Consider the following 15023-nt stretch of genomic DNA (forward strand, 5'->3'; position numbering starts at 1 on the left):
GGCTTACTCCTGAGCTTTCGCTACAGTTTTGGCATGCTCTCTGTTGAGTCGCATTGTTTTTAGTGGAATTACCAATTCACCCTTTTTAATTTGAACCGGCAACGTATTTTGCACATCCACTGTCGCTTTTAATGCCGTTTTAATTGGAACATTTAAATTACCTTCAATTGGAATGTTGGTTTTTAAATTTGCATTCAGTGGAATATGTAGGTTTTCTTTCAGCACGGTTTTGACTGGTGCATCAAATTTTAAATGTACTTTTTGCTCCAAAGGCACATTCATATTCACTGGAATATCCAATTGAATTGGGATATCACCTTTGAGTGGCAATGTCACATCCTGCCCCATGACTTTAACTTTTACTTTGGTATTCACAGGAAGGTTTTGATTCACTTTCAAAGTTTCACGCACTGGAATCGTGGTCTTGATCGGGACTTGATTATCAAAATACACCCGTGGTGTCAGCGTTTGAGTTAAGGGAATATTTAAATTTTCATGTATCGGAATTTCAGCATTCACCCGCCCTGTCACGTCCACATCCAAGGCATCATGAATTTTGACTTCGGCTTGTAATGGCTCTTGCAGGTCGATATTGACGTTTTGATTTTCTAGCGGGATATAAATATTAAAGTGCTTAAACACCCAAATGGCGATGAGTACACCACAGAGTGCAGCAAACACAATAAATGCCAATCCACTGAGCATGTGCTTTGCTTGCAAACTAAATTCCTTTTGCTTTTTTATTTTTACAGCTTTATTTTGAACACATTACCCAAACCAGTTTGCAATTTTTTGTATTTATTTCTTTAATAATTTCATTAACTTAAAACTTGAATATTTTAGTCGGCTTTTTCATTATAAATGACTCGCACTCATCTAACAGTGGCAGAAAAAACAAGACATTTTGATGCTTTTGATCAATCCACCCATCGTCTATGCCTTAAGCTATTCATCCCTACTCATTAGATAAAAAAAAGAGCCTCAAATGAGGCTCTTTTTTTTGCTTTCACAAATTATGCATTTGTTTCAGCAGGAATTTTTGGATAGCTTACGCCGCCCATTTGTTCTGCAATACGTAATACTTGGCAGCTATAACCCACTTCGTTATCGTACCAAACATAAGCAGTTAAACGATTACCAGAAGTGATTGTCGCTTGAGCGTCAAATACACCTGCAGTACGCGAACCGATAAAGTCAGACGATACAACTTCAGTTGAGTTTGTATAACCAATTTGACCTTGAAGGTTAGAGTTGATTGAGATTTGGCGAATGTATTCATTCACTTCTTCACGATCAACATCTTGACCTAAAGTAAGGTTCAAAATTGCTAGAGATACGTTTGGAGTAGGTACACGTACTGAGTTACCAGTCAATTTACCTTGAAGAGCAGGAAGCGCTTTAGCAACAGCTTTAGCAGCACCTGTTTCAGTAATAACCATGTTCAATGTTGCAGCACGGCCACGACGGTCAGCTTTATGGTAGTTGTCGATTAAGTTTTGGTCGTTCGTGAACGAGTGAACTGTTTCAACGTGACCATTGATCACTGTGTACTTGTCGTTTAACACTTTAAGTGTTGGTGTGATCGCGTTTGTTGTACAGCTTGCAGCAGAGATGATTGTATCTTCATCAAGGATGTCAGCTTGGTTCACTCCGTATACAACGTTCTTCATGTCACCTTTACCAGGTGCAGTTAGAATTACACGTGCAGCGCCAGCGCATTTAAGGTGCTGTGCAAGACCTTCAGAATCACGCCATTTACCTGTGTTATCGATTACAAGTGCATTGTTAATACCGTAAGCAGTGTAATCAACTTCAGATGGGTTAGACGCATAGATCACTTTGATGAAGTTACCGTTAGCAATGATTGCTTCGTTTTCTTCATCAACAGAAATTGTACCTGCGAATGGACCATGAATAGAGTCACGACGTAACAAAGACGCACGTTTTTCTAAGTCACCGTCAGCAGTTTTACGTACAACGATCGCCTTAAGGTTAAGACCACGACCTAGACCAGATTGGCTGATCATCAAACGTGCAAGGATACGACCAATACGACCGAAACCGTAAAGTACAACATCACGGTTTTCAACGTTAGTTGCATTGCCTTCAAGTGATTTCACAGCGTCAGCAACGAATGCGTCAACATCACCGCCTTTTTCTTTGAACTCAACAGCAAGTTTGCCAAGATCAATTTCAGCAGTACCGATGTTTTCGATTTTTGCCAAAGCTTCAAGAATTGGGAAAGTGTTCACAACTGAAAGTTCAACGTCAAGTACGCGAGTACGACGATGCGCTTTAAGAATTTGGATAACCGAACGGTTAATTAAAGAACGACCGTATACTGTAGCTACGATGTTTTTTTCACGATATAACTGACCCACTAGGGCAATCATTCGTTCCGCGATTTCTTCACGGTTTTTCCAGCGACCTTGGTGCTCTGCATGTAGGGCAACGATAGTGTCTTTGCTCACAGATACGTCCTCTAATTAATTGTAAATCTAAGCATAAATTTCAAAACCCCACAATTGTAATGGAAAACTGAAAATTAATGAATCTAAAAGCAGATTTCGACAAGGTTATTTTGTTATATATTCACTATAAATTTTTAAAATAATCATGATTAGTATTATGATTTTATAGCCGAAAGTTGAAAAACCGGCTTTTTCGCAGATTTTTGTCACAAAATTTCAAATGTAGTTTTATCAACCAGATCTCTGCGCATTTAACTCTAAGATGAACGAATATTTATATTTTTCAAATTGTGGTGTTTTTTTATTTTGGGGCAATTTCTTGTATTTTTACTGATGTTAAGCTCGTAATAATAATTTCACATTTTTAAATGATTTTTAAGACTATTCGACGGAGTCTTACATCTGAGGTTTGAATAAAGGGTTTAGCCTTCAGCTGGAGGTACTCTTACGAAACGTTGTTTCTCATTTGGCAAAATGAGAAGCGTGCTTCATAAGGAAACCATCTTGCGGAGCAATGCTCCTCACCGCAAAACTCGTTCACTACCGTCAATTTATTCAAAGTATCGCCAAAACATTTTTTATTAGAAGTAACCCTGTCTCAGACAATTGCGGATGACATTACCGCGTATCGTTCTTTTATTTGAATCAAATTACGCCTCTAATGTTACTGCCTAACATTAGTTTTAAAGTCAGATCAATATTTAAAATTCTGTTAATTTTTCAGATTCTCAGCAAATTTTTCTAGATTAAAATCAAAGAAATTTACACTCAGCTCTAATATTTTCGGAAGTGCATTTAAACCATTCTCTCCAGCACTAATCGCAAAATATCTCTGATCACTAAAAGACTGCAGGTTTAAGGCATTTTCACATGGCTCAAAATCGAGATTGACGAGCTGTGACGCATGTTCCTTCAGCAACATTAAAACCTGCATATAAGTCTGTCGCTTTTTTTGCTGCTGCACTTTTAAAGCATCGGCTTCAAGGCTTTCATAATCCCCTGTTTTCGTCATGCGTTTGGAAAATCCAACATGCGCGCCATGGGTACCCATATTTTCTACAGTTGCTTCTGTAGCAAAGATCTTCTGTTGATCATCGACCGACTGCAAGAGTGCCTTCAGCGCCATATAAATTTGCTGTGACTGCTGATGATGAAACCCCCAATCATCTTCGTTTTGGACATGAAAAATTTGAGCACGCCGTTTCAACAAAAGCACCTGCCAAGCCTGTAGTTGAAGTCGCAGTCGTTTCAACTCCAAACTTGCCTCAAACTTTGGGCAACTACTCAAGACTTTTAGACTCGTGATGAGCTTCTGAGATATTTGCATGCTATGGAAAAATACAAAATCATGTTGTATCTGCTCATTCAGTTGATATTGAACAGTCTGATGCAATGGCTTCAAAATCAATGCATTGAACTGCTGCTCAAAAGTAGGTAAAACCGTCGCCAATTGTTGAGTGGCATCCTCTACATGCAGCATTAAAAGTAGATGCTTATCTACCCGTATATGTAGTTGCTGCATTAAATTTTGCAGATCTAAATGTATAAAACCTGCAATGGATGCTAGCTTTGAGACTTGAATTTTTAATTGTTCTATTTGCTGATTTTCTAAAGCAGTATTTAAATCTATAGCTGCCCCATCAAAAACTTCGTCTGCTAAGGCGTCATTGTGCTTTGTCGATAAAAACCGAGTTGCTGAATACTGCGTCGTCCAATCTAAATCAGGCGACAAAATATAAATAAACTCAGATGTTTGTACGATTTGTAAATATCGTATTTTTTGTTCACGCTTTAAATAGTATTTAAAAATCGGATGTTGCCAAACCTCAGATGATTTCGGGATAGAAGCATCAAAAACTTGCCCCAACACATGTGACTTTAAGAAAATTTCGATCAAGAAAATTTTGACTTGCTGAGCAGTGAGTTGACGTGCATCACTCGGCACAATCAAATCCATTTCACGAATGATTTGTGCGGCATTTAAAATAAAATGCCGATGTAATACGTTTTTTTCATGCTGTAATTCAAAATCTTCTTCTGCATCTATTTTATTGATATAGCTTATGTTTTCATCTAATTTTTGCGCAACTTGAATACTCATTGTCAATGTTCGAAGTTCTTCGAGCTGTGTTGCCAAATACTGTGCATGCTCACGCATGACATCATATTTTAGTACTTTCATCAGCATACCCAAATTCATCGGTACATCAAGTTGATACGACTGTGATGAAGACTCCCAACGAATACCTTTTGGCAATAACACCTGCTGTATCTGCGCTAAATTGGATTGATCAAGATCAGTACATACTTCAGACACAATACTCCGCCAATGCTGATCCAACACAGGCTCTAGCTGTAAAAGTTTAGCGCTTAGATGAAATGGGACAACCACTGACTGCTTCCTGTATCTTGGTTCTTTAATCAATCTTTTATCGATTTCAGTTTATTTTTATCTAAAATAAATATTTTTGTACACCATCATTCAATACTGTTCTTCCTAAACAATGAATTGAATCATGGCGTGTTTTAATTTTCTAAGTTTAAGATTTTCTTAAAAAACAGCAAGCGTTAATTGTAAACTGATCAATTTATCGTACCAGTATTTTCAGTCTAAGAATCGATTCGATCATTTAAAGCTTTTACATTTTTCGCCAAAACACGTTCATTTTGCTTTTGTTTATACAGATGCAAAATGCCTTCTATCACCAATAACAATACCGCACCCCAAATTGGAATATAAGTTAGCCATTCTTCGGCTTCTACTCGCTCACCCAATGCGATCGATGCAAAGGCTAACAACACGGGTTCTAAATAACTCAACAAACCAAAAATCACAAATGGCAAATAACGACTCGCCAACATATAGCTACCTAAGCCAAGCGCACTCAGAAAACCAAGTCCCAAAACCGCCAAAATCAGATGAGGGAATAACGACATCAGCGCTACACTATCGCTATGAATAAATCCTAAATAAAATGCTACAGGCAGAATTAAGCAAAGATCCCACCAAAAACCACCCAAATGATCAGTTTTAAAGGTACGACGTAAAAAGAAATAAATCGGGTAAGCCACAGCGACATAAACAGTTTCCCACGCGATGCTGCCAATGCGCCAAATTTCGTGGCCAACACCTAAAATTGCCAGTGCCACGGCAGCCATCTGCCATTTAGAAAGCTTTTCTTTATACAGCACACATCCGACCAGAACCATGACTAAAGGAAGTAAAAAATATCCCAAAGAAACTTCTAGTCCACGGCCATTAATTGGCCCCCACAAAAACAACCAAAGCTGTGTGGTACATAAAAAAGAACTGATAATTAACCAAATCAGAAAGATCGGCTGTTTGACCACTCGCCAAAAAATTTCACTGACTTTTTTTAAATCTTTCATCCACCACATAAATAGCGTTAAAAATGGCAAGGTCGCTAACATGCGCCATGCAAAGGTTTGCTCGCTATCTAGAGGTTTTAAAAAGATGGTAAAGAAATACAAAATACCAAAAGTGACCGATGCCAATACAGACAATGCAACGCCTTTATACATCTTCCACTCCAGTCCCAAATACACCATGAATTTGATATTTTGCTTGATTGATCAAGCTTTTCGCAGAGACATTCTAGCAAATAAAAAACCATGCACAGGCATGGTTTTTTAGCATTTGTTCAAATATTTAGATTTATGGTTTTACTGTCTGCTTGGTATGAATAATATCTGATAAGTCATAACCGACAGATTGAGCATAATTCAGATATTCCTGAATCACCTCCTGATCTGGATGAGCCGAACGAGAAAGCACCCACATATATTTACGACGAGGTTCACCCACCAAGACTGTTTGATAGTCTTCATCGGCTTTGAGCACCCAATAATCACCACGCCCCACAGGCAACCAACGAATCGCTTCAGGTAAGAAACTGACTTTTAATTTTGAGTTAAACGGTGCATTTTGTACAAATGCCTCGCCTATTGATTGTTTCTTGGTGCCATCTTTCGATACACAGCGATTATTGACATTAATATTGCCGTTTTCATTTAAAGTATAGACCGCGGTAACATCACGATCACAGCTTTTTTGAAAGACTAAAGGCTTACGAGCAACTTCATACCACATACCTAAATAACGATCGAGCTCGACTTTTTCCACAGTCTGTAACGGTTTCGTCTGTGCATAGGCCATTGTGGCTGCACCCAAACCAATTAACACTGCTGCACCAAGTGCAATTTTTGCGAGTTTAAAACCAGCTTTCGGAAGATTCGTTGTTGTCATTTTTATGCCTCATTTCGATGCAAAACATTCGATGAAAATTAAGTAATTCTTTCTCTCGTGTTTTAACTCTAGCCGAAAAAATTGCTCTAAAAATCATTTTCTTGTCTGAATTATGTATGTAATTCAGACAATATTCCGCATCTTGTCTAACAAAATTATGAAATCATCTGTGCTTTTAAACGCAAGATTTCATCGCGTAATCGAGCGGCTTGTTCAAACTGTAAATCTTTCGATGCCTTCAGCATTTCTTTTTCCAGCTTGTTCATATGTTTTGCTAAAAGTTTTGGATCAGACATCAAATGACGTTCATCTGCAGTTAATGCCTTGGCCTGATCTGAAATTTTTACATCGATTTCATCATCTGTCAGCACTTCACCTGTATCAATATCATTGACGTTTTGACGCACTGCACTGCGTGGCGTAATGCCATGCTCAAGGTTAAATGCAATCTGTAAATTACGACGACGATCCGTTTCATCAATAGCCTTTTGCATGGAGTCGGTCATACGATCTGCATATAAAATTGCTTTACCGTTTAAGTTACGCGCTGCACGTCCAATGGTTTGAATCAAAGAACGCTCAGAACGTAAGAAACCTTCTTTGTCTGCATCTAAAATGGCTACTAGAGACACTTCGGGCATATCTAAGCCTTCACGCAGCAAGTTAATCCCAACGATTGCATCATATACACCCGAACGCAATTCATGAATAATTTTTGTCCGTTCAACGGTATCGATATCTGAATGTAAATAGGCAACTTTCACGCCATATTCTTTTAAATAGGACGTTAAGTCTTCTGCCATACGTTTGGTTAGCGTCGTGACTAACACACGTTCATTTAAATCTTTACGATTATTAATTTCTGACAGTACATCATCCACTTGCGTCAAGACTGGACGAATTTCAATTTCAGGATCGACCAAACCTGTAGGTCGAACCACTTGCTCAACGACTTGTTCAGATTTTTCCATTTCATAATGTGCAGGTGTTGCACTGACATAAATGGTCGAAGGAACAATCCTCTCCCACTCTTCAAATTTCATTGGACGGTTATCAAGCGCACTTGGTAAACGGAAACCATAATTCACTAAGTTTTCTTTACGCGAACGGTCACCTTTATACATGGCCCCAATTTGCGGAACAGTCACATGCGATTCATCGATGATCAATAAGGCATCATCAGGTACATAATCAAACAAAGTCGGCGGTGCTTCACCTGAAGGTCGACCAGATAAGTGCCGTGAGTAGTTTTCAATACCGTTGGTATAGCCAAGCTGCTGCATCATCTCTAAGTCATAACGTGTACGCTGTTCGATACGCTGTGCTTCGAGTAATTTATCATTTGCACGAAAGAACCCCAGTCGGTCTGTGAGTTCTTCACGAATAGTCCCAATTGCACGCTGTAAATTATCTTTAGGCGTCACATAATGGCTCTTTGGATAAATCGTAATACGTGGCACTTTACGGACCAACTTGCCCGTCAAGGGATCAAACCATCGAACTGAATCAACTTCGTCATCAAACAATTCGATACGAATGGCATTTTGATCCGATTCTGCAGGGAAAATATCAATAATTTCACCACGGATACGGTATGTGCCGCGTAGGAATTCGAGTTCATTTCGGGTGTATTGCATTTCCACCAAACGACGGATGATGTCATCACGGCTGATTCGATCCCCTTCCACAATATGCAAAAGCATACTCATATAGGCATTCGGGTCACCCAGACCATAAATAGCTGAAACTGACGCTACAATGATCGCATCACGTCGTTCTAATAATGCCCGTGTTGCCGAAAGACGCATTTGGTCAATGTGATCATTAATTGATGAGTCTTTTTCAATAAAGGTATCTGAAGATGGCACATAGGCTTCGGGCTGATAATAGTCATAATAACTGACGAAATATTCCACAGCATTATGTGGAAAAAAGGCTTTAAACTCGCCATAAAGCTGCGCAGCCAAAGTTTTATTATGCGCCATAATAATCGTTGGACGTTGCGTGCGAGCGATCACATTTGCCATGGTATAGGTTTTACCTGAACCCGTTACCCCTAAGAGCAACTGGTCATGCATTCCTTTCTCAATCCCCTTGACCAATTTCTCAATCGCTTGAGGTTGATCACCTGCGGGCTGATATTGTGTTACCAGTTCAAAAGGCTGTTCCTGCATCACACTCTTCTTCAACAGTTTTTATAGGGCTTTATTATGAGGGCAAAGTTGCACAAAACAACGCTAAATTTATGTAAAAAGCCAAAGTCTCTTACAGACAGAAGTAATCTTTATTTAGTATGAGTTTCTAGATTTTTTCATCATCTTCAAAATTATAAAGCACCTAATTGAGCCAATTTTTTTCGAAGAAACTCTTTAGGCAAAAAAACTCATAGATAAAGCCTTCATTTAACCCAGATAGATACTTGACCTAGCTAAATTTCACCTGCAACATGAACAAAAGGACGCCACAGATCAAACTTTATGACTTACCAATATCATGACGAAAGTATTGTTAAAAACTTAGCTGAAGATACCATTTTTGTTTTTGGCAGCAATATGGCAGGTCAACATGCTGGCGGTGCAGCGCGTACCGCACTAGAGCATTTTGGTGCAATGAATGGTATTGGTCGTGGATGGGCAGGTCAAAGTTTTGCTATTCCAACCATGAATGAGCATTTACAACAAATGCCATTGTCGCAAATTCAACACTATGTCGATGATTTTAAAATCTATACAAAAAATCATCCGAAGACTAAATACTTCATTACCTCGATTGGTTGTGGTGTCGCTGGCTATAAAGTTGAAGAAATTGCCCCGATGTTTAAGGGCATTTCCAGCAATGTGATTTTTCCGATTTCTTTCCGTCCATTCGTTGAAAAAGCATTACCAAAACTGACCTCGAAACTTTTACATACGATTTATCGAGATTCGGTTATTTTCGCGCCTTCAACAGATGAGTTGGTTGATGTACTGGCCTTAACCGATAATGAAAAAAGTCTTGCGAAGATTGTCCTGAATACACAAATGTACCCGACAGACAGTAATGGTCGTGACCGTATTTTTGAAATTGAAGATATTTTGCATGCGCTGAATGGGAAAATATTTGAGTTTCAAAGTAATTCTGAAGGCCCAATGATGTTTGGCGGCGTCATTTTAGCCCTACTTGAACTGTACAATATCAATGAAAAAGATTTCATCGATGTTTGGAAAGCTGAACGTGAAATTGCTGCACCAAAGCCTGAAAATAAAGCCCGTAAAGCCAGCCGCTAAAGGCTCTTTTCACCACATTTGAAACACCCAAAAAGCCAATGTCCATATTGGCTTTTTTTCTACGGTTGATTAATGGTTTTTAGCGACTTAAGTCACATTAAAAATAAAACTTATTTTACATATCACATTATTTTAATATCATTTTTTTCGTCTTATACTACTTGCTGACATTATCATAAAGAATGACGAGCACATAAAATAGACATGCTAGATTCTCCTTTTTTTGAGCTATCCCCCATTGCCATGTGGCTTGAAGATTACAGTGAAGTCAATAAACAATTTGATCTCTGGCGTCAGCAAGGTGTGCAGGATCTCTCCACTTTTCTTCAACAAGATGAATCACGTATTCTGCAATGTGCGAGAAAAATAAAACTATTACAGGTCAACGCAAAAACGTTGGAACTTTATCAAGCACGTGACTTTGAACATTTATGTCAAAACCTTGATTTAGTTTTTCAGGCGGAGATGTGTCAAACACACATTAGAGAATTGGTTGCATTGTGGAATGGTGAAACGCATTTTTCCCATTCTGCCGTGAACTATACGCTCAATGGACAACGCCTAGACATTCAACTCAAAGGCATTGTGCTACCGAGTCATGAGCAGGATTTATCTGCCGTCTTAATTACGACTGAAGATATCACCTCTTATACTGAAGCTTGCCGTTTACAAGAACAAAGTTGTCATTTGGCTGAAGCACGCTTTCATTATTCTCCGACCTCACTTTGGGTCGAAGATTTTAGCCGGATTAAAATCAAATTAGATCAGCTACGCGCTTTAGAAATCGAAGACTTTGTCACTTTTTTGGATGTTCATCCCGATTTTGTACAAGAGTGCATTAAAGAAATACTGATCGTTGACGTCAATCAAGCCACGCTTGATTTATTTGGCGCTCCGAACAAAGAAATATTGCTCAAAAATGTACATAAAGTGTTTGCCAAAGAAATGCTGCAAACCTTTAAAGAACAGTTGATTGAACTTTGGAATGGCAATCTACATCATCAACGTGAAGCCGTAAATTATGCACTTGATGGCAGTATTCGCCACGTATTATTGCAATTTACTGTATTTCCCGATTATCTCGATGACTGGAGCACCGTGCAGGTTGCGCTGACTGATATTACCGCACGTAAAAAGGCTGAAAATTATCTTGAATATTTAGGTAAGCATGACGTTCTGACTAAGCTCTATAACCGTTCATTTTATATCGCAGAACTCAATCGTCTCGAACGCAATCAATTACGTCCTGTTTCTTGTATTTTTATTGATTTAAATGGACTAAAAGAACTCAATGACAGTATTGGGCACGATGCTGGTGACAGTATCCTTAGACGTCTGGGCAACATTTTAAACCAGCTTATTCAGCATACGCCCTATTCTGCTTCGCGCATTGGTGGTGATGAATTTGTCATTCTATTACCCGGTGCAGATGATGCAGCGCTGCAAAACTGCTTACAAAGTTTGAATGAGTTGTTATTGGTCGATAACCAATTTTATTCTAATCAACCGATGAGTATCTCGATTGGCTGTGCCACCAATGAGCTGAATGAGCGGATGGACGATATGCTTAAACGTGCAGATCTGGATATGTATCGTCAGAAGAAAAAGTATTATCTCAATAAAGACCGCAGAATTCAGTCTGAAATACGTAATTAACATCAATAATTTGCAATAAAAAAGCCATGGTTTGAACCATGGCTTTTTTATTTAAATCTCTTAACGCTTACCCATCGAACGACGTGTACCGCGTGGTGGCATCCAAGTACGGTCAGCATAACGCTGAGGTTTTGGACGCATATCTTCAAAGATTTCATCCGAAGCATTATCTTCAGCTTTTTTAATCGGAAAAGGCAAATTGACTAAAGCCTTTTTCTTGGGAGGGTTTTGCGTACTCATACGAATAACTCAATTGAATCTAGCGCTATTGTACAAAAAAAAATGGTTTTGGTGTAAAAGGCTTTGAGTTATTAGCCTCGATTGACATATAAAGACTCAATGATCAGCTATGAATTTTATATCTATAGAGGACAACAGCACAAAAAACTGCTTTGAATATGGTCGTTTTAAACTAATTTATTGACCCAAATCAACCAAAGCACTGTCATTTATGTCAATAAATATTGAATATTTACAAATAGATAGAACCATTTCTAAATTTCAAAAATGTTCGATTTTTTTACACAAATACCTAATTAAAGCCTTCAAATAATACAAATCATCAAGAATGTTACAGGACTATTACGTTTATTCTTGTTTTCTATAACATTTTTTACGCACTAATTTTGAATAATGGGCACTTAGAAAAATTATTATCAATTTACGGACATGGAGTCCTTTAAAATGAAAAAAAGTGTATTGTGCATTGCTGCTTCTATGGCTGCCCTACCTATGCTCAGTCATGCAGACTCACCATATTTTAGTTTAAAAGATGGCGATGGCTTCAAACGTTTTTCTGTCTCTGTTGGTGCTCTACATGTTATGCCACAAGGTAAAGCACAGCCATTCCGTGTAAATACTGCCATCAATGAAGGCTATGAGGCAGATGTTGGCGAAATTAAATCAAAAACAGTAAAAGACAATATTCGAGAAGGTTATGACGTTCCATTTGCATTAGACGTTGCTTTGAGTGCTTTGACTACCGTTCCTGCTGCAATGAGTGGTAAAGCCACCATTTCAGGACTTGAACAATGGGACAATCCAGGGACCGGTCTTGAAGCAGATGACGTCACCACTCTTGGGATCATGACCAACTATTTCTTCACTGACAATGTATCACTAGAAATGAAAGCGGGTATTCCGCCAAAAGTTGATTTACAAGGCTCAGGAAAAATTTACGCGCCATTTTCTGCCATTGCGAAACCACTAGGCGGCGCACTTGGAAATCTTGAACTGGAAAATGATATTTTCATTACCGACTTAGGCGCACATGGTGCAGCAGCTTCTGCACGTGCATGGACTCCTGCTGCAGAAATCCAATATCACTTCGGTAAAACTGGCGTCAATAAATTCCGTCCCTATGTGGGTCTAGGCGTGATGTATGCTTACTTCAATGAGTTGGAAATGAATCCACAAATTGAGAAAGATTTGATTGCCGCAGGTCACATGATTGCCAACATTAAAGAAGGTAATGCAGGTGCTTCTTTAGAAGGAAAACCAAGTAAGGCAAATCCCAAAGTTGATTTAGAAGCAACTGATGCATTTGCTCCAGTTGCAACGGTTGGCTTCACCTATGACTTCAATGACAAATGGTTTGCTGTAGGTTCTGTCAGCTATGCACATCTACAAAATGAAACCACCATTACCGTTACAGATGCCACACACGGCGAACTGATCAAATCTAAAGCTGATATTGAAGTAAACCCAATTCTTGCCTATGCAGGTATCGGTATGCGTTTCTAATAAATAACCTAAATATAAAAAGACGACTACGGTCGTCTTTTTATTGGCATTTATATGGTCTTTTATTCTGAAATATCTTTTCAATCTCTTTTAAATACTTTTGAATTTTTGCTGTGTCAATTTCCTTTATTCATCCATAGTTACCTATAAAAAAAATTTATTGTTTGGTGAATTAAATTTAATCGCAACTCTGCGTTTATTCGAATACCATTGGATTAAATTTAAAGAATGTAGCCTGCTGTATGTCTGATACTCGTTTCTCAAAGCCCCTGATTTACATGCTCATTGGCAGTGCTATTATTTTGGCATTGTCTTTAGGGGTGCGTCATGCATTTGGCCTCTATCTCGTGCCGATGAGTGATGAATTTGGTTGGGGACATAACGTATTTAGCCTTGCCATTGCCATGCAAAACTTAATTTGGGGTGCTGTGCAGCCAATTACTGGGGCTTTTGCAGATAAATATGGCAGTAAGATCGTGGTCGCCGTCGGTGGTGCATTATATGCCCTCGGACTATTACTCATGGCCGTCAGCTCCACCGGTTTACTGCTTAATTTAAGCGCAGGCTTAATTCTGGGTTTGGCTCTCTCAGCCACATCTTTTCCAGTATTACTTTCTGCTGTAGGTCGTGCAGCGCATCCAGACAAACGTAGTTTAGCCATGGGTATTGCCAGTGCCGCAGGTTCTTTTGGTCAGTTCATTATGCTGCCCTCTACATTACTGCTACTGCAAAAATTTGGTTGGTCTTCGGCTTTGGTGGTCAGCGCCATATTAATTGCGCTTATTATTCCTTTAGCTTGGATGCTGAAAGCACCAATGTATGTTGCACCAAATGCAACCAATACGCATGAAGCCTCTCTGACTTTTAAACAAATTTTGCAATTGGCTTGGGAGCATAAACCCTTTTGGTTTCTAGCACTCGGTTTCTTTGTCTGTGGCTTCCAAGTGGTGTTTATTGGCATCCATCTGCCGGGTTATTTAATTGATCATGGCTTTAATGCTACTACGGGCACTATTTTCCTAGCGCTCGTTGGACTGTTTAATATTGTCGGCACCTACACAGCTGGTTGGCTCGGTGGCAAATATTCCAAACCAAAGCTGTTGATGGGACTGTATGGATTACGTGGCATTGCCATTATTGCCTTTCTTTTGCTGCCTTTAAGCACATGGACAATCTATGCTTTTGGCGTCATTATGGGTCTATTATGGCTTTCTACCGTACCGCTCACCAACGGTATTGTAGCCAATATGTTTGGCGTTAAATATCTCAGTATGCTCAGCGGTATCGTGTTCTTTACTCACCAAGTCGGTTCATTTTTTGGTGGCTGGTTGGGTGGTGTGAACCACGATATGACCGGTAACTATAATGCCATTTGGATTTTTTCGATTGTCCTGAGTATTTTTGGGGTATTGGTACATTTCATGGTTAATGAGGAAAGTGTCATTCATGACTAATTCAACACTGTGGTTCCGGCTCAGTATTGCCATCAGTATTCTGGCATTGTTGGCCTTGTCCATCGGCTTATGGAGCCAAACACCTGAATTATTCGAATACTTTAACCAAGCGTTTTGTGCGCATTAAAGACGTATTGAAACCTTAATTCCGCCCCAAACTGCTGTT

General features: G+C 39.0%; 12 protein-coding genes. 5 read left to right on the forward strand and 7 right to left on the reverse strand.

Annotation, left to right across the window (positions count from 1 at the left end; all coding sequences use genetic code 11):
• Positions 1-3: 3 nt before the first annotated feature.
• The 6 genes from B1202_RS08845 to uvrB all read right to left on the reverse strand — a co-directional run bounded on the left by B1202_RS08845 (position 4) and on the right by uvrB (position 8915).
• Positions 4-705, reverse strand: a complete 702-nt coding sequence (locus B1202_RS08845) for an MFS transporter (protein WP_143221596.1) — start codon at positions 703-705, stop codon at positions 4-6.
• A gap of 308 nt (positions 706-1013) precedes the next feature.
• Positions 1014-2471 (reverse strand): glyceraldehyde-3-phosphate dehydrogenase, encoded by a 1458-nt coding sequence (locus B1202_RS08850; RefSeq protein ID WP_078190213.1) that lies wholly within the window; start codon positions 2469-2471, stop codon positions 1014-1016.
• 712 nt (positions 2472-3183) lie between these two features.
• A complete protein-coding gene (locus B1202_RS08855) occupies positions 3184-4863 on the reverse strand; it encodes a hypothetical protein (protein ID WP_078190214.1) in 1680 nt (559 codons plus the stop codon).
• 218 nt (positions 4864-5081) lie between these two features.
• On the reverse strand, positions 5082-6014 hold the full coding sequence (gene rarD / locus B1202_RS08860; protein WP_078190216.1) for an EamA family transporter RarD: 933 nt from the start codon (positions 6012-6014) through the stop codon (positions 5082-5084).
• 133 nt (positions 6015-6147) lie between these two features.
• Complete coding sequence (locus B1202_RS08865; protein ID WP_078190218.1) at positions 6148-6738, reverse strand: lipocalin family protein; 591 nt, start codon at positions 6736-6738, stop codon at positions 6148-6150.
• A gap of 155 nt (positions 6739-6893) precedes the next feature.
• On the reverse strand, positions 6894-8915 hold the full coding sequence (gene uvrB / locus B1202_RS08870) for an excinuclease ABC subunit UvrB (protein WP_143221594.1): 2022 nt from the start codon (positions 8913-8915) through the stop codon (positions 6894-6896).
• 300 nt (positions 8916-9215) lie between these two features.
• Here uvrB and B1202_RS08875 point away from each other — a divergent pair, with 300 nt between their 5' ends.
• Both B1202_RS08875 and B1202_RS08880 read left to right on the forward strand, forming a co-directional pair.
• A complete protein-coding gene (locus B1202_RS08875) occupies positions 9216-10004 on the forward strand; it encodes a hypothetical protein (RefSeq protein WP_078190221.1) in 789 nt (262 codons plus the stop codon).
• Positions 10005-10202: 198 nt separating this feature from the next.
• A complete protein-coding gene (locus tag B1202_RS08880; protein WP_078190222.1) occupies positions 10203-11660 on the forward strand; it encodes a sensor domain-containing diguanylate cyclase in 1458 nt (485 codons plus the stop codon).
• A 60-nt stretch (positions 11661-11720) separates the two neighbouring features.
• Here B1202_RS08880 and B1202_RS08885 read toward each other — a convergent pair whose 3' ends face one another.
• Positions 11721-11900, reverse strand: coding sequence for a hypothetical protein (locus B1202_RS08885; protein ID WP_078190224.1), 180 nt, complete (start codon positions 11898-11900; stop codon positions 11721-11723).
• A gap of 444 nt (positions 11901-12344) precedes the next feature.
• Here B1202_RS08885 and B1202_RS08890 point away from each other — a divergent pair, with 444 nt between their 5' ends.
• From B1202_RS08890 to B1202_RS16700, 3 genes are all read left to right on the forward strand, one after another.
• Positions 12345-13403 (forward strand): OmpW/AlkL family protein, encoded by a 1059-nt coding sequence (locus B1202_RS08890; protein ID WP_078190225.1) that lies wholly within the window; start codon positions 12345-12347, stop codon positions 13401-13403.
• A 242-nt stretch (positions 13404-13645) separates the two neighbouring features.
• The gene (locus B1202_RS08895; RefSeq protein ID WP_078190227.1) at positions 13646-14857 is read left to right on the forward strand and encodes an MFS transporter; all 1212 of its coding nucleotides are present in this window, start codon (positions 13646-13648) and stop codon (positions 14855-14857) included.
• Complete coding sequence (locus tag B1202_RS16700) at positions 14850-14984, forward strand: hypothetical protein (RefSeq protein WP_257221407.1); 135 nt, start codon at positions 14850-14852, stop codon at positions 14982-14984. The genes B1202_RS08895 and B1202_RS16700 overlap by 8 nt, the downstream gene beginning before the upstream one ends.
• The last annotated feature ends 39 nt before the right edge of the window (positions 14985-15023 follow it).

The organism is Acinetobacter amyesii (genome assembly GCF_002018365.1).
Taxonomy (GTDB): Bacteria; Pseudomonadota; Gammaproteobacteria; order Pseudomonadales; family Moraxellaceae; genus Acinetobacter; species Acinetobacter amyesii.